We start from the raw sequence: 23340 nt of genomic DNA, 5'->3' as shown, positions 1-23340 counted from the left end.
CGAGCCATGATGCACGATCATGTGTTGAAGCTCTGGAGTGACAGCGAAAGGAATCCGAAGATGAAGCAACGCGCCTGTTTGATGACCCGCCGGTCGCTTGTCGGGCTGATCGCCGCGGCCGCTCTTGCAAGGCCGGCCGCGGCGGCGCCCGACGCAGCCACACTCACGGTGCACCGTGATCCGAGCTGCGGCTGCTGCGCCGGCTGGGTGCAGCATCTGCGGGATGCCGGATTTACCGTCCAGGTGGAGGAGACGCCCGACCTCGACCCGATCCGGGCTCGTCTCGGCATCCCATCGAACCTGGTCGCCTGTCATACGGCAGAGGTCGCCGGTTATGTCGTCGAGGGGCACGTGCCGGCTGCGGCCGTGCGGCGCCTTCTCTCCGAGCGTCCCAACGCGAAGGGACTCGCCGTGCCGGGCATGCCGGTGGGCTCGCCCGGGATGGAAGGCGGCACGCCGCAGCGTTACGAGGTCGTGCTGTTCGGTGCCGATGGCCAAAAGCCGTTCATGCGCTTCATCGGCGCGCAGGCGATTGATTGACCAAGGCGCGCTACCATACCGGCATGATGCACCGGGCTGTGCGGGGGCTATCCATTGAGAGCTCTTCCCTGCGGCCATCCTTCGAGACGCCCGCTTTCAGCGGGCTCCTCAGGATGAGGGCGGAGTGCGCGGCAGCGGTTTCAACGAACACTGATGCCGATGAGCCTCATCCTGAGGAGGCGCGTAAGCGCCGTCTCGAAGGACGAGGCGTGCGCACCGGCCGTGCTACAAGTCGTATGCGATAGCCTTGGGGGCTGCCTTGGTGCTGTGCGGGGGACACATTAGACGGTGCAGCGCGATGCTAGCCTATGGCTGTGGCGGATAGCGCTCGAACGCCGGCAGTTCGTGCGCATGCGCCATCCAGCGCAGGCGCTCGGCGACCTGGATCTGCATCGTGGCAGGCACGGCCTCGGGATCGTCGTAGGTCGCGCTCTGGATGTCGATGATCCCCGGCATCATGTTGGCATTGACGTAGAACAGTCCGGTTCCGCAGTCGCCGCAAAAGTGCCGCCGCCCGTGTTCCGAGGAGCGGTAAACCTTCGGCTCGCCCTTGGCCACCTTGACGGCGCTGTCCGGGTACATCGTCCAGCCGACGACCGGAGCCCCGGCATGAAGCCGGCAATCGCGGCAGTGACAAAGCGCGTGCACGATCACCTCGCCCTCGACCTCGTAACGGATTGCTCCGCAGTGACAGCCGCCCGTGATGGTGCTCATGCGTTCCTCCGATCGAAGTCGAGTTTTCAGATCGATAGCTCTCGCGCCTGGCGGCTTCAACAACGCAGTCAATTTGCGATTGCGTCGTACTGTCGCCTGACAGCTGCTGCCATTGCGGCTCTGCCCGCGAGGCTATCCTTGCGCCCGTGTGCTCTCAGGTAGCCGCAGGCGTTGCCTCACCGTCCGCGCGATCGCCGCCGGCGCTTCCTCGGGGATCGCAAAGCACGAGCTCGCGTTGATCTCGCAGAGCACATAGGTGTCCGCGCCGGCCGCATCTGTCGGCCCGTACAGGAAGTCCGCGTCCCAGATCACCGGCAATGACGAGGGCTCATCGATGCCGAGCGTTGCCATCATCTGCGGCGTCCATTCGTCCTCCATCGACCGCCGCAGCGCCTGGAATTGCGGAGCATCAGGCCCGTGCATGATCCGCGGCCCGGGCTGCGCCTCGGGCGTATCAGGTCCCTCCGGCGGCGGCGGGATCAGCGCCTTGATCTTTTGGTGTCCGAAGCCGGCGACTTTGGCGCCGCTCATGTAGCAGCGGACCATGCCGTCGGGCAGGCGTGGCTGAAACGCCTGGTCGATGATGCAGCCGCCCCAGCCGAAATAGGGCTCGCACCGGGCGAACAGGGCGTCCATCGGCATGTCCTCCGGCATGCTGCCGCGCTGCGCATGCAGCACGCGAACCATGCCGTCCGTGCCGGGCAGCGCCTCCACCTTCCAGACGCCCTGGCCGCCATTGCCGCGGTTCTGCTTCAGCACGCGTGGGCCGCTGGCACGAAGGTTCGCCGGAAACTGGCCGCGGAAGCCTGCGGCGGTGTCGTAGCGATGCGTGTCGGCGCCCCAGCCCAGATGCCGTGTCCGGTAGAGCACTTCCTTGACGCCCATCTTCAGGATGACGTCCGGATGCGCGCTCACCCATGGTCCTTGCGCTGCGACGTCGCGCAGCAGGGCGTCGAGATCGGCGCGGGTCTTGCCTTGATGGATCGGATCGACCCAGACCAGCACGCCGTCGGCTGCGAGCAATTGGTCGCGGACCGCGCCCGCAAAGCTCTCGTCGTAGATCGCCGGGAAGGCGTCGATGCCCGCGGCGGCGAGCGCCTCGAAGACGCGGACGAAGCGGCTGTTCTGCGCCGTCGTCTCGCGCCGCGCGGCAGCGTCGCCGCGCGAGAGGATGGCTAGGGTTCGGAGGGGAGGGGAGTGACGTTCGGTGTCCATGCGCAAGCTCCACGTATTTGCGTGCTGCGCAGAGCTTGGACCTGGGTCTCACGGGGAGTCTGCATCGTCCCCACCCGGAGAATGTATGTGAAACCGCCTCGTCGTTTCAAGATGGGCTGGCGAGTTCCTTTCGCAGGGGCAACTCTTCGTGACGTGGCGCGGCCGTGCGCCGGTTGACAGCCCGGTCTTGCGGGTTTTTAGTCGGCGCGACGGGGATGTGCGATCTCCCCGCGAGGCGACATGCCCAAGCATCGCGTCCTGATCACCAAGGGCGCCGCATGTCATCACACACCGCAGCTCCATTCCACAATCCGCCCGACTTGCCGGGATCGGCCGCCGCATCGCCATGGCATGCGCCTCGGCGGCGAGTCTGCTGCGTCTGGCGCGGCGGTCGGAGCCCGCCTCACCATCCGACATCACCTGGGGCAGGGACCCAGAGCTCAAGGGAGCTGATCCATGCATAAGACTGTTTCGGCACTGATCGGCGTCGCTGCCTGCTTCATCACGAGCGCTCACGCGCAGGGCATCGACTGGCAAAAGGTCGATGAGACACTGGGGCGAAAGCCGATGGTTGCGGACGATGTCCATCGCTACGGCTTTCCGCGCACCGATCTCACCGTGACTTTGGATGGTGTCACGATCAAGCCGGCGCTGGCGCTTGGCGGCTGGCTCGCGTTCAAGCCCGCGCATGGCGGAACCATGGTCATGGGTGACCTCGTGCTGCTCGAGAGCGAGGTCAACCCTGTGATGGCGAAGATGATTGCGAGCGGTCTCGAGATCACCGCCGTGCACAACCATCTGCTGCGCGCAAGCCCGGCGACCTTCTACATGCACGTCGCCGGACATGGCGACCCGGTCAAGCTGGCGTCGGCAATCCATGATGCCCTCGCCGAAAGCAAGACGCCCCTGAGCGTCGCCGCGGCAGCGAACTCGCCCTCTATCGATCTCGACACGGCGAAGCTCGATCAGATCATTGGCGTCAAGGGGCAGGCCAATGGCGGCGTCTACCAGTTCAACGTCAAACGGCGAGACCCTGTCTCCGAAGACGGCATGCTGCTGATGCCGGTCGGCGCGATGGGCGTCGCGACCGCAATCAATTTCCAGCCGACCGGCGGCGGAAAGGCGGCCATCACGGGCGACTTCGTCCTGACCAGCGACGAGGTGAATCCGGTCATCGTGGCGCTGCGGACACATGGCATCGAGGTGACGGCGCTGCACAGCCACATGCTGAACGAACAGCCGCGACTCTTTTTCATGCACTTCTGGGCCAACGACGACGCGGTCAAGCTTGCCGAAGGCTTGCGTGCGGCGATCGAGAAGACCGCCAGCAGCAAGAGCTGAGCCAAGGCATAGAAAATGCAGCGTGAGGCGTTTCAATGATCGAATGTCAGAGGTTGGGACAGCCGACGATGCGCGCCGCTTTGGCCTTTCGGTCGCGGCCGTCTGCATGGGCCAGTCTCGTCCTGGCGCTTATGCTGGCTTTGCTGATGGGAGGGAACGCCATGGCCGAAACCCTGAATTTCGACAACGCTCCTGCTGGATCGGCGCCGGCAGGCTGGACTCTCACGATGACCGGCAAGGGTGAATCGAAATGGACCGTCGAGGCGGAGCCCACGGCGCCGAGCAAGCCCAACGTCCTCAAGCAATCCGGACGGGCGACTTTTCCCGTCGCCATCAAGAGCGATACCAACATCCGCAACGGCTTCGTAGAAGTGAAGTTCAAGGCGGTGTCCGGGTCCGAGGATCGCGCCGCGGGAATCATCTGGCGTGCCAAGGACGCCGACAATTATTACGTCGTCCGGGCAAGCTAGAGGACAACGTGGTGCTCTACAAGACGATCAAGGGCATACGAAGTTCGCTGGAGATCGTCGGACGCAAGGGGGGCTACGGCGTCAACACGCCGGTGCCATCCGGGCAATGGCACGCGCTGCGTTGCGACTTCGCGGGAAATCGGTTCAAGGTGACGTTTGACGGAAAGCCATTGTTCGAGGTTGAGGACGCCACCATCACGGACGCCGGCATGATCGGCCTGTGGACCAAGGCAGATAGCGTGACCTTGTTCGATGATCTGACATATGGTGAGACCAAATAGAAATTGTCCACCTCTGTCGGAGATGACCATGAGCTTTCGCCGTCTGTCGGTCGCGACGATGCTGCTGGCTGCGTTTGTCGGCCCAATGCGGGCGGAAGAGACCCTCGTCACCTACAAATCGCTCAGTCCGGAGCTGGCGCTCGATCTCGCGCGTGCCGCGTTGGATAGCTGCCGCAGCCGTGGATATCAGGTTGCCGTCGCCGTCGTCGATCGCTTCGGTATCACGCAAGTGATGCTGCGCGATCGCTTCGCTGGCTCTCACACGCCCTCGACCGCATCCGGCAAGGCGTGGACGGCGGCGTCGTTCAAAACCAGCACGACCGAACTGAACGCGATCAGCCAGCCCGGCATGATGCAGTCAGGCATTCGTAGTCTTCCCGGAGCGGTCATCATAGGGGGAGGGCTGATCGTCGAAGCAGGCGGCTCTGTGGTCGGAGCGGTCGGCGTTTCCGGCGCTCCGGGCGGTGACGCGGACGAAGCGTGCGCGAAAGCCGGGATCGAGGCCATTCGCGACAAGCTGGAGTTTTGAGGGGCGGAGGATTTCAGATCATCCGCTAAGTATACGTGTCCGTCTGCAACGCGATCGAGAACCCGTCGCCGATCGCGGCATTGATTGGCACGTCTCGCAATCCCGCTGGCGCCTTCTGCCGCTGCCAACGCTGTTCCTGAAATCTAAGACACCTGCGAGACCAGCGAGCGGCCTGATCGCTCCTGCCAACCGCAGACCAAGGAACAGACCATGCAAGCATCCCCACTATCCCGTCGATCCGCCATCTTCCTGCTGATGGCAACCCTGAACATCGGACTGATGCCGATGGCGCATGGCGAGGCGCCGGTCCCCGACGCGATCGTCGGGACCTGGGAGGCAGACGACGGCACCGTGAAGCTCGACATGTTCAAGGCCGGCGCAGAATTCCAGGCGCGCATGCTCTACGGCAACGAGATCGTGGAGGCGGACAAAGTCACCTTCAAGAAGGACGCCAAGAACCCTGACCCCGCGCTGCGTTCGCGGTCGCTAAAGAACATCGTCTTCATCACGGGCTTGCACTGGGAAAATGGCGAGTGGAGCGGCGGCTCGATCTATGACGCCTCATCGGGACGCACCTACAACTGCAAGGCAGCCGTCAAGGACGGCAAGATGCATCTGCGAGGCTATCTCGGCCTGCCGGCGATGGGACAGACCCGCACATTCCACCGCGTTCGCGGATAGCGGCATTCCGTCAATCCCTAGCCGTTCTGCCGAAGCGCGGTCACCCGGACCGCGCTTTTTTCCTGCGAGACCAGCAGCTTGAGCGGTCGCCAGGATTGGCGCTTTGTGCAACTCCATTGGCGCGCTTGGTCAGTCAATCCGTACCGAGGAGGCGGCAGGATAAGGATCGGAACGAAGAGAGGTTGACATGTTCGAAAGATCGAAAAGAACCGCGCTCGTCACCGGAGCCTCCTCCGGCATGGGCAAGGAAATCGCAAGGCGTCTGATCAAGGACGGCTTTCAGGTCTTCGTCGCCGCGCGGCACGTCGACAAGATGGATGACCTCGTCAAGCTCGGGGCGCGGTCTCTGCGAATGGACATCTCGAATGAGAGCGAGATCCAGGCGTCGGTCGATGCCATCCTGCGCGAGGTGGACGGGATCGATGTGCTCGTCAACAACGCCGGCTTCGGCCTCTACGGTCCCGTCGAGGAGGTCGGCATCGACGAGGCGCGTTACCAGTTCGAGGTGAACCTGTTCGGCGCCGCCCGCCTGACGCAGCTCCTGCTGCCGAAGATGCGCGAGAAGCGCGCAGGCACGATCGTCAACATCACCTCGATGGGCGGCAAGATCTACACGCTCCTGGGCGCCTGGTACCACGCAACCAAGCATGCGCTGGAAGGCTGGTCCGACTGCCTGCGGCTTGAACTGGCGCCATTCGGCATCAAGGTCGTCGTCGTCGAGCCCGGCCTGATCGAGACGGGATTCGGCGATGTGGTCGCCAATGGCCTGCTCAAACGATCGGGTGAAGGCCCTTACGCCAAACTGACCCAGGCGGTCGCGAAATCGACCCGTGAAGCCTATGGACAGGGACGCGGCACCAATCCGAGCGTCATCGCCGACATCGTGTCGAGGGCGGTGACGGAGCCGAAGCCGCGCACGCGCTACGTTGCAGGCAAATATGCGCTTCCCATGATCAAGATTCGCGAATGGTTCGGCGATCGCATGTTCGATCGCGTCATCATGAGCCAGATGCGCTAAGGTTCAGTCATGAGCGGAACGGCGGCGGACAGGTGCAAGATTCCCCGGGCCTTTTGGCAGGCCGTTGAACATATCGGCGTGCCGCCGGCCGTGCTGTTGCGGCAGGCGAAGCTGCCGGCAACCTTGCACCTGAACGATCAGGGGCAGGTCACCACGGTGCAATATTTTGCGCTCTGGCGAGCGCTGGAGGAGCTGAAGCCGGAGCCGGGGCTCGGCTTGATGCTGGTGCAGAGCGTCGAGACGGCGGTGCATCCGCCGTCGAGCCTCGCTGCTTTCTATGCAAGGGACTATCGCGATGGACTGAACCGCCTCGCGCGCTTCAAGCGGTTGTGCTCGCCCGAACAGCTGCACGTCGAGGATGGCAAGGACGAGTGCGTCGTCACGACGGAGTGGCCGTACGCAACGGATCCGGAGCCCGCGATTACGACCGACGTGACCTTCGCCTCGCTGGTCGAGCTCGGGCGCCGTGGTACGGGACAGCATCTGACGCCGAAGCGGGTCGAGCTGGTTCGTCCTCGCTCCAAGAGCGACGTCCACCAGAAATATTTCGAATGCCAGATCCGCTATGGCGCGGCGCGGAACCTGCTGGTCCTGAAATCCGCTGACCTCGATCGTCCGTTTCCCGGGCACAACAAGGAGTTGCTCGAAATCCTGACGCCGGCATTGGCGTCGGCCTTGGGCGAGCTGGAGGCGCGCAGCTCCGTCAGGGAGCAGGTGAAGGTCGTCCTCAAGCGGAGCCTTGCGAGCGGACGGCCCGAATTGTCCGACGTCGCGCGCGATCTCGGCTTAAGCGAGCGGACTCTTCAGCGCCGCATCACCGAGGAAGGAACGAGCTTCCGCGAACTCCTCGTCGAGGCGCGTCAGGAGCTCGGGCGGCAGCTTCTGTCGGATCCGACGGCTGACATCGACGAGGTCGCGTGCCTTCTGGGTTATCAGGACGCAAGCTCGTTCTATCGCGCTTTCAGGTACTGGGAAGGCGTGACGCCGAGCCGCTGGCGCGAGCTGCACGGCAACAAGATTCACTAATCATCCAAAATCCGAACGCAGCTGACATTGAAGTGACGGCGAGAGCGTCTCCTCAATGAACGCTGGATTGTTGCGATCAAGATGGAGCGATCGATGGGAAGGCAATCAAGCAAAAGTATGAGGCGCATTGCGTTGCGCGCTGGTTTCGTTCTGACGCTTGCAGTGGCGGGCGCGCTGGCGTTCGTCAAATTCGAGTATGGAGGCGGTACGCTCTATCCCGACATCGGCTCTGACAACCCGCAGGGGCTGACCAAGCTTGAGAAGCTGATTCAGCTCGACTACCCGCCTGGCAACGTGGCCGTCGCTCCCAACGGACATGTCTACTTCAACTACCATCCCATCGCTCGCGCCGGGCGATTTTCAGCCGCGACGATGTTCGAATGGGCTGACGGAAAGATCACGCCGTTTCCATCGATGGAGAGTCAACGGGATTTCCAGGGAAGCTTCGGCATGACCATCGACCACCAGAACCGTATCTGGCTGATCGAACCCGCCAGCCTCGATTTCCAGCACACGCGTCTGTGGGCCTTCGACCTGACGACGCGCGAACGCGTCGCATATTTTGAGTTTCCCGGTAAAGAGGCTCAGTTCGCGCAGGATCTGCGAGTGACCGCCGATGGCAAATACATCCTTCTGGCTCACACCGGCATCCTGCGGTTCACCGCCCCGAAGCTTATCGTCTATTCCGTGGAGGACCACAGCTTCCGGACTGCGCTGGCGGAACATCCCTGCACTTTGCCAGAGAATTGGCTGATGCAGACGCCGTTTGGCGTCTACCGCATGGGCTACGGTCTCGTGAATGTCGCCGCCGGGCTCGATGGAATCGAGATCAGCCCCGATCAGAAATGGGTCTATCTCGCCGGCATGACCAATTCGCATCTGTGCCGGGCCCCACTTTCCGCCGTCGTGGACAAGACTCTCGCACCTTCGGACGTTGCTAGGAAGGTGGAAGTTCTAGGGCCTAAGCCCATGAGTGACGGCATCACGGTGGACACGGCGGGCCATGTCATCCTGACCGATGTCGAGCACGGCGGCTTGATGGCATTCGATCCCGAGACCAAAGACATCAAGACATTGGTGCGCTCGCGCGATGTGATATGGGCCGATGGTGTGGCGGCTGGACCGAGCGGCTCTCTGTACTTCACGGACAGCGCGCTGTCGGCCTACATGGGCCAATTTGCCGGACCACCGCCTCGGGACCGATTGCTCGCCCGTCAGCCGTACTTCATCTACCGGCTCAAGCCGTAGGCCGCGGCCGCTCCTGCATCCTCTTTGGCGCTTGCTGCAGCTTCGGTGGCGCCGTCTGTCACTGCCGTGTGTCCACGCCGACGATACGAAAAGCTGGAAAGTCGGCGTTCAACCAATCGAGGATATCGCATGTCTGGCAAAGTCTGGTTCATCACCGGGGCATCCCGCGGCTTTGGCCGCGTCTGGGCGGAGGCCGCCCTCAAGCGTGGCGACAACGTGGCTGCCACCGCCCGCGTTCTGGCTGACGTGGCCGATCTTTCGGAAGTCTACGGCGATGCCGTGCTGCCGATCGCCCTGGACGTGACCGATGCCCATGCGGTGCAGAATGCCGTGACCCGGGCTCACGCGCATTTCGGACGGCTGGACGTCGTGCTCAACAACGCCGGCTACGCGCTGGTCGGGGCGATCGAAGAGGCACACGAGGCCGATGTCCGTGCTGAGTTCGACACCAATTTCTTCGGTACCCTTCGCGTCATCCAGGCCGCGCTCCCCTTGCTGCGACGGCAGGGCAGCGGCCACATCATCGGCGTGTCCAGCGTTGCGGGCATCGTCGCCGGGCCCATCACCGGGTTCTACAACGCCTCGAAATTCGCGATCGAAGCTCTCCATGAAAGCCTGGCCCAGGAGGTCAAGGGTTTCGGGTTGAAAGTCACGCTGCTCGAGCCTGGCGCCTATGCGACGGGGTTCGCCAGCACGGCCTCGCTCAGGATCGCGCCCGTCATCAACGCCTACAGCAACACGCGGGCGGAGGTGTTTGCCGCCGGCGCCAAGCTGGATTTTGGTGAGCCGGAGGCGACGGCCGATGCGATCCTGAAGATCGTCGACGCCGAGAATCCGCCATTGCGGTTCTTTGTCGGAACCGAAGGTCTGCCGCGCGCCCGGGCCGCCTATGCCGATCGCCTCGCGATGTGGGAAGCGTGGGAACCCCTTTCCAGCGCGGCTCAGGGCGAGGCCCGGCAACACAACATCGCATCGTAGTCGCACCAGCCCTTTCCGGACAGGATCGCTCCCTTCGCCAGCGGGAAACAGAGAGGATCGCAATGAACGCGACCGCAGTTGCAGACTTCTTCCAGTTCTTCCGCTCGTACCTGTCCAATCCCTGGCAGGTCTCCGCCATCGCGCCATCGGGCCAGTCACTGGCGCGCCTGATGACGCAGGAGATCACGCCGGGGACTGGGCCGGTGATCGAGCTCGGGCCGGGCACCGGGATCTTCACCAAGGCGTTGCTCCGGCACGGCGTCGCGGAGCGTGACCTGTTGCTGATCGAATACGGTTCGGATTTCGTCCGCCTGTTGCAGGAGCGCTTCCCGAGAGCGCGCGTGCTCTGGATGGATGCGCGCCAGCTAAGTCAGTACGAGCCGTTCATGGCGCCAGCCGCGGCCGTCGTCAGCGGCCTTCCGCTCCTGTCGATGTCGCCGCGCAAGGTGATCGCGATCCTGAGGGGCGCCTTCCGCCACATGCAGGAGGGCGGCACGCTCTATCAGTTCACCTACGGACCGCGCTGCCCGGTGCCCCGGCCCATCCTCGACCGTCTCGGGCTGAAGGCGAGCCTGGTCGGGCGAACCGCGCTCAATATTCCGCCGGCATCGGTTTATCGCATCCGTCGGCGACGGCAGTTGCAATCGCAGGCCGGAACGCCTTATGCCTGAGGCCGTCTCACTCGTGCCGCCAGATTTTCACTGCCGAAACGACCAGGATCACAGCCAATCCCGGCAGAAGAATCGAATTCGGGACGACGCCAAGAAGCAGACCGCCGATGAATGTGCCGATGATGGATCCAATCGCCATTGCGAGCATGAACCGCCAATTCGCGCGCAGCACCGAAAAGCTCTGATCGCGACTATAGCGCGCAAATCCCACCAGCATTGTCGGCAGGCTCACCGCCAGTGAGAGGCTTCCTGCCAGCTTCACGTCCGCGCCGAACAACAGGATCAGGGTGGGGATCAGGAATTCACCTCCGGCAACGCCGAGTAACGATGCCACGATCCCGATCATAAAGCCCGCTGCGATGCCCGCGACGATCAGGCTCGCGCCGGTCAGCGCCGGAATGGTCGCGGCCTCGTTGCCGTGTGCGAACAGAAGCATGCCCGCGATCACGAGCAGCAGGACGGCAATGATCCTGTACAGCGTCCCGGACTCGAGACGCGTCGCCCAGGACGCCCCGGCGTAGGCGCCGACAAGGCTGCCCGCCAGCAGGTTCAGGATGATCGGCCAATGGGCATGTATCTCCGCGAACGGAACGACGCCTGCGCGAAACGGCAGCGCACTCGCCACCACGATCAGGCTCGTCGCCTTGTTGAGAACCACGGCTTCAAGGCCGCGAAACCTGAATAGACTGATGAGCAGCGGCAGCCGAAATTCCGCGCCACCAAGACCAATGAGGCCGCCCAGAGTGCCGATGATTGCGCCCGAGCCGAACGCGGCGGAATTGTTTCGCATGGACACGACAGAAAAATGCGCTGGTGCGCAAATGAACGAGCCCGTAATCCGTCGTGGCGGGGAGCTTCACACCTGCTTACGGCAGGGCGTGGGGCGAGCAGGACCTTAGTCGGTTATGCCGCCCCCTGTAAATATGGCCCCTGTTCGCCCAAGTTGAGATCGACACAGCGGAAAGAAGCGGGAAAGAACGGTATCACCCTGCGGACAGGCTTACGGGTTCACGCAACTCCGGCAATGACTGTCGAAGAATCTGGAATGCAGACCAGAGGAACAATCCAGCCATGATGGCGGCCACGATGAGGTCGGGCCATTTGGACGTTGTGAGCCACACGGCTGCTGCCGCGATCATCACCGCGACGTTGCCGATGGCATCGTTGCGCGAGCATAGCCAGACTGAACGCACGTTGGCGTCTCCGTCCTTGTATCTTATCAGGAGGAGCAGGCTGGTCACGTTCGCGGCGAGGGCCAGGAAGCCGATTGCACCCATCAGCTCGGCGCGAGGAATGCCAAGCACGAGAACATGGTAGGCAGTCGAGCCAAATACCCACACGCCCATCAGAAACAGCGTGAAGCCCTTGAAGAGAGCGGCCTTCGCCCTGGTGGCCGCAGCCGCTCCGATTGCTGCGAGCGTGATCCCATAGGTCAGTGCATCGCCCAGGAAATCCAAAGCGTCGGCCTGTAGTGCATTCGATCCGGCGAGGTGTCCGCCCCCTGTCTCGACGAGGAACATGCCGGCATTGATCCCAATCACAGCCCAGAGCCGCCGCTTGTAATCGGGCGAGAGCCCCTCAAATTTGACGTCGCTGCCGCAGCAGCTACCGCAACTCGCCATGGCGATCTCCGTATGGACCATGGTCCATTAACACATTCGGGAGCGACAGGCTCCCTTTCCACCCGCCGTATGGACCGGCAGGGATCATGGCACTCTGTTCTCCGGCATGAAAAAACCCGCGGCGGATTTCTCCGCGCGGGTGTGTGACGCGCTTTTCGATGCTGGCATTCTGCCAGTGTTTTGCCCGACGAGTCAAAGCCGAGCAATGCGACGGGGAGGGACCGTCTCGGTCCGGCAAACGCCCGCCTGATGCCAACTCAAAATAGCGAATGATTTCAACACCCCCGCTACTGTGCATGGGGTTGTTTTCGCACTTTTGTTCTAGCTCGCCGAAACGGCCGCGCTCACCGCCGTCCGCGCGGCGCCTCGGCCTTGGCTGGCGGCTCGGTCTGCGGAGCGCAGGTCGCAGCTTGAAGCGAGCCTTGCGCCTGCTGCATCAGGCCGGGCTCGGGGGCGAGCGCCTTCATCAGGATCAGGCCGGTCGTGGTCGGGGAATCGATGATCAGGCGGTCGGCCGCGGTGACCTCTTCGTCCTCCGGCAGCTCGTTGTGCTGCGCCTCCGTCATCAGGTCGAGCTCGATCACCTTGCGGCCCGCGGAGCGGTCGTTGATGGCGTAATAGGCGATCTCGTTGCGGGTGTAGAACGACACCGAGGTGTAGGCCTGGCTCACCGGCACCGTCAGCTTGATCGGCCCGCCCGACAGGTCGTAGCGGCAGATCGCCAGCGCGAAGGCCGGATCCATGAACGGCATCGGCGAATTGTTGGGATCGGCGAGGGGAAGCTGGGTGACGGCGTTCACCCTGGTCATCGGCGTCAGCCGCGAATAGGCATCCTGGGTGGCGATCCGCGGCAGCGCCAGCACGCTGACGAGATGGACCACGAGGCCCAGCACCACGCCGGCAACGATGGTGAAGACGAGCCGGATCATGAGCAGCCCACCGTTGTGATGCTCGGCATCGGCGCATCGCGCTGGGTGCGCGTCGCAACGCCGACCGGCGTGTCGTAGAGACGCAGCATCAATGCGTAACGCTCGATGCCGCCGGTCGGCAGCCAGTTGCCGGCGCGCGAGCGCGAGGCGATCCGGATCTCGAACGAGCCGTCGGACGAGCGCACGATCTCCTGGCTGGTGAAGCCGTAGCGCTGCAGCGAGTTGGCGACGAGGTGGCCCTTGCGGTCGTACAGCGTCAGCGTCCAGAACCGCGCCGGCGGCGTCACGCCGGACACGATCACGTCGCAGCGGCCGTCGAGCGCCTTCTTCTTGTCGTCAGTGGTGGCGGTGAAGGCGACGCCGTCGCCGGTGCCGATCGGCAGCTCGCCGTTGCGGACGATGGTGGCGCGCGAATAGGGGTCGACGTCGGCGGTGCCGGTGCGCGGCCGCGCGGTCCAGGCGCCGATGGTCAGCGCGCCGATCTCGGTGCCGCGCGTCGTGGTCATCCACGTCGCGCCGACGCCGACGACTGTCGCAAGAAGAAGCGCCGTCAATGTGATCAGGATCAGCCGCACGGGTTTCGATCAGTTCTTGCGCGGGGCGGAGGTGTTGGCGTTCTCTTCCGCATAGTTCTGCGGGAAGGCGAGCGCGCTCGTCGACGAGGACGGCTTGCCGTCATTTGCCGTCGACTTGTTCGCAGCCTTGGCCGCATCATCCAGCAGCTTCTCGACGCGCACCAGGATGTCGGCGCCGCGCTTGGTCAGCACCGGCGGCGGACCGGGCTTGGTCTCCAGAACCTTCGGCGCCGCACTGGGGTGCGCGGCCATCGGCTGCGGCGGCAGCTTCTGGCCCATGCCGATGCCGGGGATCTCCCGGACCTCGACGCCTTGATGCGCGGCGAGCATGATGTCGTGCCAGGTCTGCGCCGGCAGCGAGCCGCCGGTCATGCGGTTGGTCGGCGAGTAATCGTCGTTGCCGTACCACACTGCGCAGGTGAAATTGCCGGTGTAGCCGACGAACCAGGCATCGCGATACGCATTGGTCGTGCCGGTCTTTCCCGCCGTCGGAATGCCGTCCAGCGCGGCGCGCCGCGCGGTGCCTTCGCTCACGACGTGGCTCATCATGCCGGCCATGTCGGCGGCGACGGAGGCGGGGATCGCCTGCCGCGGCTTCGGTCCGTCGCGGTCCCAGCGCCAGACCAGGTCGCCGGCGCCGGTGCGCACTTCGAGCACCGAATGCGGCGTCACCGCCTTGCCGCGGTTGGGGAAGGTCGCGTAGGCCACCGCATGCTCGAGCACGGTGACTTCGTCCGAGCCGATCGGCAGCGAGGGCGTGTCGGGCAGCGGCGCCTTGAGGCCGAAGCGGCGCGCGACCTCGACGATCTTGGCGCGGCCGACCTTGGCCGGGTTCGGCGCCTTCGGCTCGCTCTTCCGGCCAATCTCGATCGACAGCTTCACCGGCACGACGTTGATCGAGCGGGTGATCGCCTGCGTCAGCGTCACTGAGCCGGAATAAGAATGGCCATAGTTCTGCGGGCACCAATTGCCGATGCAGACCGGACCGTCGACCACGACCGAGTTCGGCGTGTAGCCGTTCAGCAGCGCCGTGGTGTAGACGTAAGGCTTGAACGAGGAGCCCGGCTGGCGATAGGCATCGGTGGCGCGGTTGAACTGGCTGGCGCCGTAGTCGCGGCCGCCGACCATGGCGCGGATGCCGCCGTCGAGATCGGCGACGACGGTCGCCGCCTGCGTCGCGTGATAGTCGCGGCCGAACTGGCGCAGCTGGTTCTCGACCGCGTCTTCCGCCGCCTTCTGCACGTTGGTGTCGATGGCGGTGCGGACGACGAAGACGCGCTCGGTGTAGGACTTCGGGAAGGTGTCGACCAGCTTGCGCATCTCGTCGAAGGCGTAGTCGAGATAATAGTTCGGCGAGGCCTCGTCGCGGCGGTCGACTGCGAAGGCCGGGTTGCGGCGGGCGCCGAACACCTGGCCCTCGGTCATGAAGCCGGCATCGACGAGGTTGTCGAGCACGACGTTGGCGCGGGCGCGGGCGGCGGGCAGGTTGATGTGCGGGGCATACTTCGTCGGCGCCTTGAACAGGCCGGCGAGCATCGCCGCTTCCGCCAGCGTCACGTCGCGTGCGGACTTGTTGAAGTAGAAATGCGCCGCGCCGTCGACGCCGAAAGTGCCGCCGCCCATATAGGCGCGGTCGAGATAGAGCTTGAGGATCTCGTTCTTGGTCAGGCGCCATTCCAGCCAGATCGCGAGGAAGGCCTCGTTGACCTTGCGCTCGATGGTGCGCTCGTTGCTCAGGAACAGGTTCTTGGCGAGCTGCTGGGTGATCGAGGAGCCGCCCTGGCGCACGCCGCCGGCTTGCGCGTTGGTGACGAGCGCGCGCGCGGTGCCGGCGATGTCGATGCCGAAATGCTCGTAGAAGCGGCGGTCCTCGGTCGCCAGCGTCGCCTTGATCAGGACGTCCGGAAAGTCTTCCAGCGGAATGGAGTCGTTGTGCTTGATGCCGCGGCTGCCGATCGGATTGCCGTAGCGGTCGAGGAACGTCACCGCGAGGTCGGACTTCTTCAGCCAGTCCTCGTCTGCGGTCTCGCGGAAGGCGGGAATGGCGAGGGTGAGCATCACGACGAGGCCGCCGAGCCCGAGGGTTGCGGCCTCCGACAGCGGCTCGATGAATACCCAGCGCTTCCACCGCCCGACATAGAAGCGGTCCATGAAGGTCGAGTAGCGCTCGTAGAGCTCGCGGATGCCCTTGGCCGAGGAGAACAGCGAGGAGTCGATGCGCGCATCGAGATCCAGGAAGAAATTCCGGACCCTCTGCTTCCAATGCGGTGGTATGATCTGGCGCACCTAGAACCCTTGAGGCTTGCTTCGAAAGCGTTCAAGCACCCGGCCGGGGCGGCCTCGAGACGTCTTGCGGGAATGTTGCGGCAAACCCAAGGCGCCCGGCCAGCATCCGAGGGACTTGCTGTTCCTTCTAGCCGAGCGGGCCCCATAAACCAATGGTCACGCTCGCGATTTTGAACAACAGGCCTAATTGACCCCGGTTCATTACGGGCCTCAAAGGGGCCTCGCTTGCACCCCTGCCGCCGCGCGCCCTAGATGGCGTTGCCGTAGCTCTTTCGAACCGTTGTTGAGGCGCATGACCGCAGCTCCCAAACGACCTTCCGGACAGGAAGGATTCTTCTGGAAAACCAAGACGTTGGAACAGATGTCGGGGGCCGAATGGGAAAGCCTGTGCGACGGCTGCGGCCGCTGCTGCCTGAACAAGCTCGAGGACGAGGACACCGGGCAGATCTACTTCACCCATATCGGCTGCAAGCTGCTCGATGGGATGAGCTGCGCCTGCAAGGACTATCCGAATCGCTCCGACAAGGTTCCGGACTGCGTCCGCCTGACCCCGGCCAATGTCCGCACCCTGAACTGGCTGCCGCCGAGCTGCGGCTACAAGCTCGTCGCCGAAGGGCGCGACCTCTATTGGTGGCATCCGCTGGTTTCGGGTGACCCCAACACCGTGCACGAAGCCGGCGTCTCCGTGCGCGGCCGCGTCGAGGGCAGCGAGGAGGAGGTCCCGGACGAGGAGCTCGAGGACCACATCGTGCACTGGCCGGCGACCTTGCCGAAACGGGCGCGTCTGAAGAAGCGACCTTGAACAGCTGTGCGTAGAGGTCGCACGGAGACACGCTTCACATTCAAGGGTTGAGGTGATATTCTGGTTGTAGATTTTGATCTGGATATACTTAGGTTGTTTGAATGATTGAGGTACCCTAGAATTTTTGGGGGTCCGATGAATACTGATCCGGTTGATCCGATACCGACGGACGACGAGAACAAGCCATTAGAACCAACCACTGCGCTTTGCCTTTCCGGCGGAGGATATCGCGCGATGGTGTTTCATATCGGCGTCCTGTGGCGGCTGTACGAAACGGGACTGCTGCAGAATATCAAGCGCATATCGAGCGTTTCCGGTGGGTCGATCACTGCTGGCATGTTGGCGCTGGCGTGGCCCGAGCTCAGCTTCAAACCTGGCAGCATCAACAGCGATTTCATTCCGAAATTTGTCGCGCCGTTACGCACCTTCGCAGGCGTCACGATCGATGCCGAGTCGGTGATCCTGGGGGCGCTGTTGCCAGGCAGCATCGGCGACCGTATCGCCGACGCGTACGACGATCACCTGTTTCACGGCAAGACACTGCAGGACATGCCTGACGAGCCGCGCTTCGTAATCAATGCAACGAACGTGCAATCAGGCGCGCTCTGGCGTTTCATGAAGCCTTATATGCGCGACTACCGCGTCGGCGAGGTGAAGAATCCCAAAATTCCGCTGGCGCAAGCCGTAGCGGCTTCCTCCGCTTTTCCCCCGGTCCTCTCTCCATTCGAATTGCGTCTCAAGGACAGCGATTTCGTGCCCGGTACGGGACTCGACCTGCAGCGGCCTCCATTTACCACGCGCGTCGTTCTCAGCGATGGCGGCGTCTACGACAATCTCGGCCTTGAGACGGCATGGAAGCGCCACCAGACGGTTCTGGTCAGCGATGCCGGCGGCAAGATAGAGGCTGAAGAGCAACCGGAGACGGATTGGCCCCGGCATTCCTACCGCGTCCTCAATCTGATCGACAATCAGGTGCGTTCGCTGCGCAAGCGGCAGGTCATCGACTCCTTCAAGTCGGGAACGCGCAAGGGCGCCTATTGGGGCATCCGCACCGACATCGCGGACTACGGGCTGGCCGATGCTCTGCCGTGTCCTTTCGAGCGTACGTTGCAACTTGCGGAGGTGCCGACACGTCTGAAACGGCTGGACGCGACGACGCAGGAAAGATTGATCAATTGGGGCTACGCCGTGTGTGATGCGGCCCTGCGCAAGCATGTTGTGGCGGTCAGGCCAGCGCCTGCCTTTCCCTATCCGCAGTCTGGTGTCTGAGGAAGACGACAATGGCGGACGACAAGGGGCGTAAGCGGCGCGCAAAACCGCAAAGCGGCACACCCAAAAGCCGCGGGCCGACTTGGCCGGTCTCGGCCGACGGAAGACCCAAGCAGTTCTCTATTCCGCCCGAAGTGGTCGAACATATCCTCCTGGGTCCCCGCGACGACAGGCGCGTGCTGCAGGACTCGCCGCTGCTCGGCGATGTCTGGGCGGCTTACGCGCTCGATCCGGGCATCGCCCAGGACGTTCTGATTACGCCGCACAAAAATGCGACCGCGGTGAGCGTGGCCCGTACCATCGCAGGCGCGCTGAAACTGCCGGTCGAATCTGCCCCGCCTGGCCGGCCTCCAACAAAGGCCAAGGTCGCCTATTTGCAGGGGCTCGTCGGTGCGCGGCTCTATTTCGACCAGGTGCTTCGCATCCTGGTACCGCGGACACAATGGTGGCGCGAGCCGAAGGTGGCCGAAAGGATCGAAGGCGTAGATGCCGGCGACAATCAGGGGACGATCAAAAAGCTGCTCCAGCAAGGGCCGAGGAGGTCCAACGCGCCGCGCGAACGCACATTGGACAATGCCACGTCGCTCCAAAGGTATATCGCGCTCGCCGGATTGATCTACTGGATTTGCAAGCTGGAACGTCCCGTCGGTTGGGACGAACCGCTTGAGCCACTGACCTTTGAGCAGGCATTGGAACGATACCGGGACTATGCCGACGAGATTCTCTCCGACATGTTCGCACTTTATGAGGTAGTCAAGGCGGACGAGAACGTTCGGCAGCAGAACGACATCGTCGATGCCAGGAGCGAGCCGGCGGAAGAAAGACCAGCTTGTATTTTCCAGGTATCGCTCAACCGATCGGCCGTTCCCGCGCTCGATCGGTCGGTGCCGGCGGTCAAGGCCGACGCTGCGAGGTCGCTGTTCAACGTCCAGTGCAAGAATATCGTTTGGGCAGTTCTTGATTCCGGTATTCAGAACAATCACGACGCGTTCATGACGTCCGGCGAGAAGCCGGCGTCGCGTGTCAGGAAAATCTTCGATTTCACGAATATTCGCGAGATCGTCAGCAGTGAGACGGGTGACGTCGATGCTCAAACCCGCGAGAAGCTGATCCGAGCGTCCGGGCTCCCTGAAGCCGAGGTGGACGTCAGCCTGGAGAAGATTGCCGAAGACTTCGAGAAGGAGCGCCCCATCAACTGGGCGACCGTCGAAAGGCTGATCACGGTCAAGAGGCCGGATCCAAACGACAAGTCTGAAAAGCTGCCCAGTTCGCACGGGACCCACGTTGCGGGAATCATCGGAGCGGACCAGAGGGACGGCAAATACGCTGGCGGCATGTGCCCGGACATCGGACTCTACGATTTCCGCGTGCTGGGTGCGAGCCTGGAGGAGACCGAGTTCGCCGTCATCGCTGCCATGCAATACATCCGTTACGTCAACGAGCGGCATAACTACATCACGATTCACGGCGCGAATCTCAGCCTCTCAATTCCGCACAACGTGCGCAATTTTGCATGTGGGCGGACGCCGATTTGCAACGAATGCGAACGTTTGGTCGAAAGCGGAGTGGTGGTCGTGGCCGCAGCAGGCAATCGCGGCTTTCAGAAATTCGAAACGAAGGATGGTCCGTTCGAAAATTATGCCGCCTTCAGTATCACCGATCCCGGAAATGCCGACGGCGTCATCACCGTTGGATCGACCCACGGGAATTGGCCGCATACATACGGAGTCAGCTTCTTCTCGAGCCGCGGTCCGACCGGCGATGGCCGCGCGAAGCCGGATCTCGTCGCGCCCGGTGAGCGGATTCTATCGACCGTTCCGAATGATGATTGGGCTCCGGAATCGGGCACCAGCATGGCGGCTCCCATGGTTAGCGGAGCCGCGGCGATGCTGCTCGCCCGATACGAAGAGCTGATCGGGCAACCGCGCCGAGTCAAACGCATCCTGTGCGACAGCGCGACGGATCTTGGCCGCGAGCGCAGCTTTCAGGGGCACGGCATGCTCGACGTGTTGCGGGCACTTCAATCGATCTGAGGAGGAATGCGATGCATTTTAGCCTTGACGTCTTGCGCGCCCGCAAGGGCGATTGCCTGATCCTTCATTTCGGAACAGCTGACGATCCGCACCTGATGCTGATCGATGGAGGACCTGCCAAGGTCTATAAGCCACATCTGGCGCCGAGAATCGCGCAGATTCACCGTTCGCGCGAATTGGAGCCGAATGATCCCTTGCCGATAGACGTTGTGATGGTCAGTCACATCGACGACGATCACATTAGGGGCATTCTCGAACTAACGGCGGATCAGCTGGGGAACAGTCCCGATCTCCGTCTCAAGGTCGCCAGCTTGTGGCACAACAGCTTTGACGATCTGCTCACGACTGCGCCTGAAGAACTGTTGTCCGGGTTTGGGCCGGCGTCATTCGAGGCAGGCACTGCGCGAAGGCCGGATTTTGACTCAATCGAGCCCGACGAAGAATCCGACGAGGAAGAGGTGCATCAGACAGTGGATGTTCTCGCCGGCATATCGCAGGGCCGTCAATTGCGTGATGATCGGGAAGTGTTGCAGCGACGCTCGCCGGCGCGTCGGCAGTGGAAACTGAACCACAAATTCGACGGCGAGCTGATCCTCGCGACCGAGGATACGGACGCGGTCATGTTGGATGGTGGCCTCAAGATGACCGTGGCCGGACCGATGCAGCCCGAATTGCTGGCCCTCCAGGAAGCCCATGACAAATGGCTGCGGGAGCAAAAGCAGGGGAAGAAAAGCCCGGAAGCAATGCTGGCGGCATTCGTCGACAAGTCGGTGCCCAATCTCTCCAGCATCGTCGTTTTGGCCGAAATGGGCGGCAAGTGCATGCTGCTGACCGGCGACGCGCGTGGTGACAAGGTCTTGGAGGGACTTGAGCTGGCCAGGTTGCTTGCCCCCGGAAAGACGCGCCACGTCAATCTTCTCAAGGTGCCGCATCACGGCAGCTCCAACAATCTGGAGCAGGTCTTTTTCGAGCGCCTGCCTGCCGACCACTACGTCTTCTCGGGTGATGGCGAACACGGCAATCCCGAACGTGAGACGCTGGAAATGCTGCTGGAAGCGCGGGGCGTCGACGCCGAATACACAATCCACCTGACCTATCCGATTGACGAGATAGATATCGAGCGCCAAGCCGACTGGGAAAAGGAGCAGGCCAAGGAGAAGGCGCGCAAGAAGAAGAATCCGGCGACCAAGAAGCCGGTTCGAGAAAACTGGTCGCCGGAAAAGCACAGCCTCGGCGCTCTGTTCCAGAGCAATCCCAAGTTCGGCAAGAAGGTGGTCATCGTTGATCCCGGCAAACCACATCTGATCAACTTGCTGGACCCCATCAGGCTTTAGTGGGCTCGGGGGCGCTCAGGCTCCAAGCAGTACCTCAATACGGCCCGGCTCTGTCGATCCCGGAACCGCGAGGATGCATCGGCGGGATGCACCCATGCGCCGCGGTGCCTGCCTGGGAAGAACTTTCCTCTCTACATTGCCTGCATAGAACGAATCCTTCGCGGCGTTGCGCCGCGTCACGACGTCCGATCGAGATGAACAAGTTCGACCGGCAGAGCAATTCTGCCGACATCCAGGCCTTGCCCGACGATATTGCCGAAGAGCTGTCCCGCCTGCCGAGCGAGGTCATCAGCGTCGACGACGCGCCGTCGATCGCCCCACCGGTGCCGCTGAGCTCCGACGAGGTCCGCACCATCGTCATCAGCCTGATGCTGACGATGTTCCTGGCAGCCCTCGACCAGACCATCGTGGCGACCGCGCTGCCGACCATCGGACGCCAGTTCCAGGACGTCTCCAATCTCTCCTGGGTGATCACCGCCTATCTGCTCGCCTCGACCGCGGTCGCGCCGGTGTTCGGGACGCTCAGCGACATCTACGGCCGCCGCGTCATGATCATCATCTCGCTCAGCCTGTTCGTCGCGGGCTCGGTGCTGTGCGCGATCGCGCCGAACATGCCGATGCTGATCCTGGCACGCGGGCTTCAGGGCCTCGGTGGCGGCGGCATCATGCCGGTGGTGCAGACCGTGATCTCCGACGTCGTGAGCCCGCGCGAGCGCGGGCAGTATCAGGCCTATTTCTCCAGCGTCTGGATGGTCGGCGGCATCCTCGGCCCGGTCATCGGCGGCGTGTTCGCCGAGCATCTGCACTGGTCGATGATCTTCTGGATCAACCTGCCGCTTGCGGCCGCAGCGCTCGCATTGCTGCTGCCCAAGATGAGCAAGATCCCGGTGTTCCATCGCAAGCGCAAGGTCGACTGGCTCGGCGGCGTCTTGCTGATGGCCGCCGCCGTGGTCTTCATGCTGGTGCTGACCTGGGGCGGCACGCGCTATCCCTGGCTGTCGCCGACGGTGCTGGCGATGGTGGGCGGCGCCGTCGCGCTCGCGGTGAGCTTCGTGTGGCACGCCCGGCGGGCCGACGAGCCGTTCCTGCCGCTGCCCTTGCTGACGGGATCGGTGGCGCCGTTCGCGCTGACCGCCGGCGGCTGCGGGCTCGGTGCGATCACCGGCCTCACCGTGCAGCTGCCGCTTTATTACGAGCAGGTCTACCATTTGAGCGCCAGCGAGGCGGGGCTTGCGCTGATCCCGCTCGCGGCAGTCTCGACCGTTGGCGCCGCCGTCGCCGGCCGCACCATGGCGCGGGCCAAGCACTATAAGCGCGTCGCCATCATCGGCACGTCCTGGGCCGCGCTGTGCGGCCTCGGCCTCACGGTCACCACCTTGCCGCTGTGGGGGCTGCTGCTGCTGATGGCCGCGTTCGCGCTGGGTCTCGGCACGACTTTCCCGGTCTGCGTGGTCTCGCTGCAGAACTCGGTCGCGCGTCCGCAAGTCGGCACCATCACCGGCGCGATGAACTTCTTCCGCTCGCTGATGTCCTCGTTCACGGTGGCGGCCTTCGCCGCGATCCTGCTCATCGCGCTCGGCACCGACATCCCGCTCGCCGGCGAGCACCATGCCGCAGGCAGCGTAGCGATTCCCGCCGACGACATGCGTCATGCGTTCCGCTACGTCTTCGGCGCCGCCACCGCACTGATGACGATAGCCGCGCTGTGCCTGATCGCGATGGAGGAGCGCCCGCTGGCCGGACCCTCGGCCAAGCAACCCGTCGAGATGGCCGAGTAA

Annotated in this window: 23 protein-coding genes; 16 read left to right on the top strand and 7 right to left on the bottom strand. The window is 63.4% G+C overall.

Annotated features, from left to right (window positions below; translation table 11 throughout):
- Positions 1-60 precede the first annotated feature (60 nt).
- Entirely contained in the window at positions 61-540 is a 480-nt protein-coding gene (locus ACNJYD_RS26045; RefSeq protein ID WP_439363734.1) for a DUF411 domain-containing protein, read from the top strand.
- A gap of 306 nt (positions 541-846) precedes the next feature.
- Here ACNJYD_RS26045 and ACNJYD_RS26040 read toward each other — a convergent pair whose 3' ends face one another.
- Together ACNJYD_RS26040 and ACNJYD_RS26035 are read right to left on the bottom strand one after the other, a co-directional pair.
- Positions 847-1254 (bottom strand): GFA family protein, encoded by a 408-nt coding sequence (locus ACNJYD_RS26040; RefSeq protein ID WP_439363733.1) that lies wholly within the window; start codon positions 1252-1254, stop codon positions 847-849.
- A gap of 132 nt (positions 1255-1386) precedes the next feature.
- Positions 1387-2469, bottom strand: a complete 1083-nt coding sequence (locus tag ACNJYD_RS26035) for a Cj0069 family protein (RefSeq protein WP_439363732.1) — start codon at positions 2467-2469, stop codon at positions 1387-1389.
- A 456-nt stretch (positions 2470-2925) separates the two neighbouring features.
- On the opposite strand from ACNJYD_RS26035, the gene ACNJYD_RS26030 reads away from it, so the two are divergent.
- The 10 genes from ACNJYD_RS26030 to ACNJYD_RS25985 all read left to right on the top strand — a co-directional run bounded on the left by ACNJYD_RS26030 (position 2926) and on the right by ACNJYD_RS25985 (position 10712).
- Positions 2926-3810: a DUF1259 domain-containing protein gene (locus tag ACNJYD_RS26030; protein WP_439363731.1), complete on the top strand. Its 885-nt coding sequence runs from the start codon at positions 2926-2928 to the stop codon at positions 3808-3810.
- 68 nt (positions 3811-3878) lie between these two features.
- Positions 3879-4280 (top strand): hypothetical protein, encoded by a 402-nt coding sequence (locus ACNJYD_RS26025; RefSeq protein WP_439363730.1) that lies wholly within the window; start codon positions 3879-3881, stop codon positions 4278-4280.
- A gap of 11 nt (positions 4281-4291) precedes the next feature.
- Positions 4292-4561: a hypothetical protein gene (locus ACNJYD_RS26020; protein WP_439363729.1), complete on the top strand. Its 270-nt coding sequence runs from the start codon at positions 4292-4294 to the stop codon at positions 4559-4561.
- Between the two features lie 28 nt (positions 4562-4589).
- Complete coding sequence (locus ACNJYD_RS26015; protein WP_439363728.1) at positions 4590-5090, top strand: GlcG/HbpS family heme-binding protein; 501 nt, start codon at positions 4590-4592, stop codon at positions 5088-5090.
- 210 nt (positions 5091-5300) lie between these two features.
- Positions 5301-5771, top strand: a complete 471-nt coding sequence (locus ACNJYD_RS26010; protein ID WP_439363727.1) for a DUF2147 domain-containing protein — start codon at positions 5301-5303, stop codon at positions 5769-5771.
- Positions 5772-5958: 187 nt separating this feature from the next.
- Entirely contained in the window at positions 5959-6789 is an 831-nt protein-coding gene (locus ACNJYD_RS26005; RefSeq protein WP_439363726.1) for an oxidoreductase, read from the top strand.
- Positions 6790-6798: 9 nt separating this feature from the next.
- Positions 6799-7815, top strand: a complete 1017-nt coding sequence (locus ACNJYD_RS26000; protein WP_439363725.1) for an AraC family transcriptional regulator ligand-binding domain-containing protein — start codon at positions 6799-6801, stop codon at positions 7813-7815.
- A gap of 93 nt (positions 7816-7908) precedes the next feature.
- A complete protein-coding gene (locus tag ACNJYD_RS25995) occupies positions 7909-9063 on the top strand; it encodes an L-dopachrome tautomerase-related protein (RefSeq protein WP_172784213.1) in 1155 nt (384 codons plus the stop codon).
- A gap of 129 nt (positions 9064-9192) precedes the next feature.
- Entirely contained in the window at positions 9193-10041 is an 849-nt protein-coding gene (locus tag ACNJYD_RS25990) for an SDR family NAD(P)-dependent oxidoreductase (RefSeq protein WP_172784214.1), read from the top strand.
- Between the two features lie 62 nt (positions 10042-10103).
- Positions 10104-10712 carry a class I SAM-dependent methyltransferase gene (locus tag ACNJYD_RS25985; RefSeq protein WP_439363724.1) on the top strand — a complete coding sequence of 203 codons (609 nt, stop codon included), beginning with the start codon at positions 10104-10106 and terminating at the stop codon, positions 10710-10712.
- Positions 10713-10719: 7 nt separating this feature from the next.
- Here the strand turns inward: ACNJYD_RS25985 and ACNJYD_RS25980 are convergent, their stop codons facing one another.
- From ACNJYD_RS25980 to ACNJYD_RS25960, 5 genes are all read right to left on the bottom strand, one after another.
- A complete protein-coding gene (locus tag ACNJYD_RS25980; RefSeq protein ID WP_212256936.1) occupies positions 10720-11502 on the bottom strand; it encodes a sulfite exporter TauE/SafE family protein in 783 nt (260 codons plus the stop codon).
- 193 nt (positions 11503-11695) lie between these two features.
- On the bottom strand, positions 11696-12334 hold the full coding sequence (locus tag ACNJYD_RS25975; protein WP_439363723.1) for a cation transporter: 639 nt from the start codon (positions 12332-12334) through the stop codon (positions 11696-11698).
- A gap of 344 nt (positions 12335-12678) precedes the next feature.
- The gene (locus ACNJYD_RS25970; RefSeq protein WP_172784216.1) at positions 12679-13263 is read right to left on the bottom strand and encodes a DUF1254 domain-containing protein; all 585 of its coding nucleotides are present in this window, start codon (positions 13261-13263) and stop codon (positions 12679-12681) included.
- Entirely contained in the window at positions 13260-13838 is a 579-nt protein-coding gene (locus tag ACNJYD_RS25965; protein ID WP_172784217.1) for a DUF1214 domain-containing protein, read from the bottom strand. Before ACNJYD_RS25965 ends, ACNJYD_RS25970 begins: the two co-directional genes overlap by 4 nt.
- A gap of 9 nt (positions 13839-13847) precedes the next feature.
- Positions 13848-16124: a transglycosylase domain-containing protein gene (locus tag ACNJYD_RS25960; RefSeq protein ID WP_439363722.1), complete on the bottom strand. Its 2277-nt coding sequence runs from the start codon at positions 16122-16124 to the stop codon at positions 13848-13850.
- Between the two features lie 292 nt (positions 16125-16416).
- Here ACNJYD_RS25960 and ACNJYD_RS25955 point away from each other — a divergent pair, with 292 nt between their 5' ends.
- The 5 genes from ACNJYD_RS25955 to ACNJYD_RS25935 all read left to right on the top strand — a co-directional run bounded on the left by ACNJYD_RS25955 (position 16417) and on the right by ACNJYD_RS25935 (position 23340).
- Entirely contained in the window at positions 16417-16926 is a 510-nt protein-coding gene (locus tag ACNJYD_RS25955; protein WP_172784219.1) for a YcgN family cysteine cluster protein, read from the top strand.
- A 135-nt stretch (positions 16927-17061) separates the two neighbouring features.
- Positions 17062-18195 carry a patatin-like phospholipase family protein gene (locus ACNJYD_RS25950; protein WP_439363721.1) on the top strand — a complete coding sequence of 378 codons (1134 nt, stop codon included), beginning with the start codon at positions 17062-17064 and terminating at the stop codon, positions 18193-18195.
- 11 nt (positions 18196-18206) lie between these two features.
- Positions 18207-20228 (top strand): S8 family peptidase, encoded by a 2022-nt coding sequence (locus ACNJYD_RS25945; protein WP_439363720.1) that lies wholly within the window; start codon positions 18207-18209, stop codon positions 20226-20228.
- A gap of 11 nt (positions 20229-20239) precedes the next feature.
- Entirely contained in the window at positions 20240-21562 is a 1323-nt protein-coding gene (locus tag ACNJYD_RS25940) for a hypothetical protein (RefSeq protein ID WP_439363719.1), read from the top strand.
- Positions 21563-21756: 194 nt separating this feature from the next.
- Entirely contained in the window at positions 21757-23340 is a 1584-nt protein-coding gene (locus ACNJYD_RS25935) for an MDR family MFS transporter (protein ID WP_260382931.1), read from the top strand.

Source organism: Bradyrhizobium sp. SPXBL-02 (assembly GCF_051853065.1).
GTDB lineage: Bacteria > Pseudomonadota > Alphaproteobacteria > Rhizobiales > Xanthobacteraceae > Bradyrhizobium.
The sequence above is the reverse complement of the archived record's forward strand: the minus strand, read 5'-3'. Positions and strand labels throughout refer to the sequence as shown.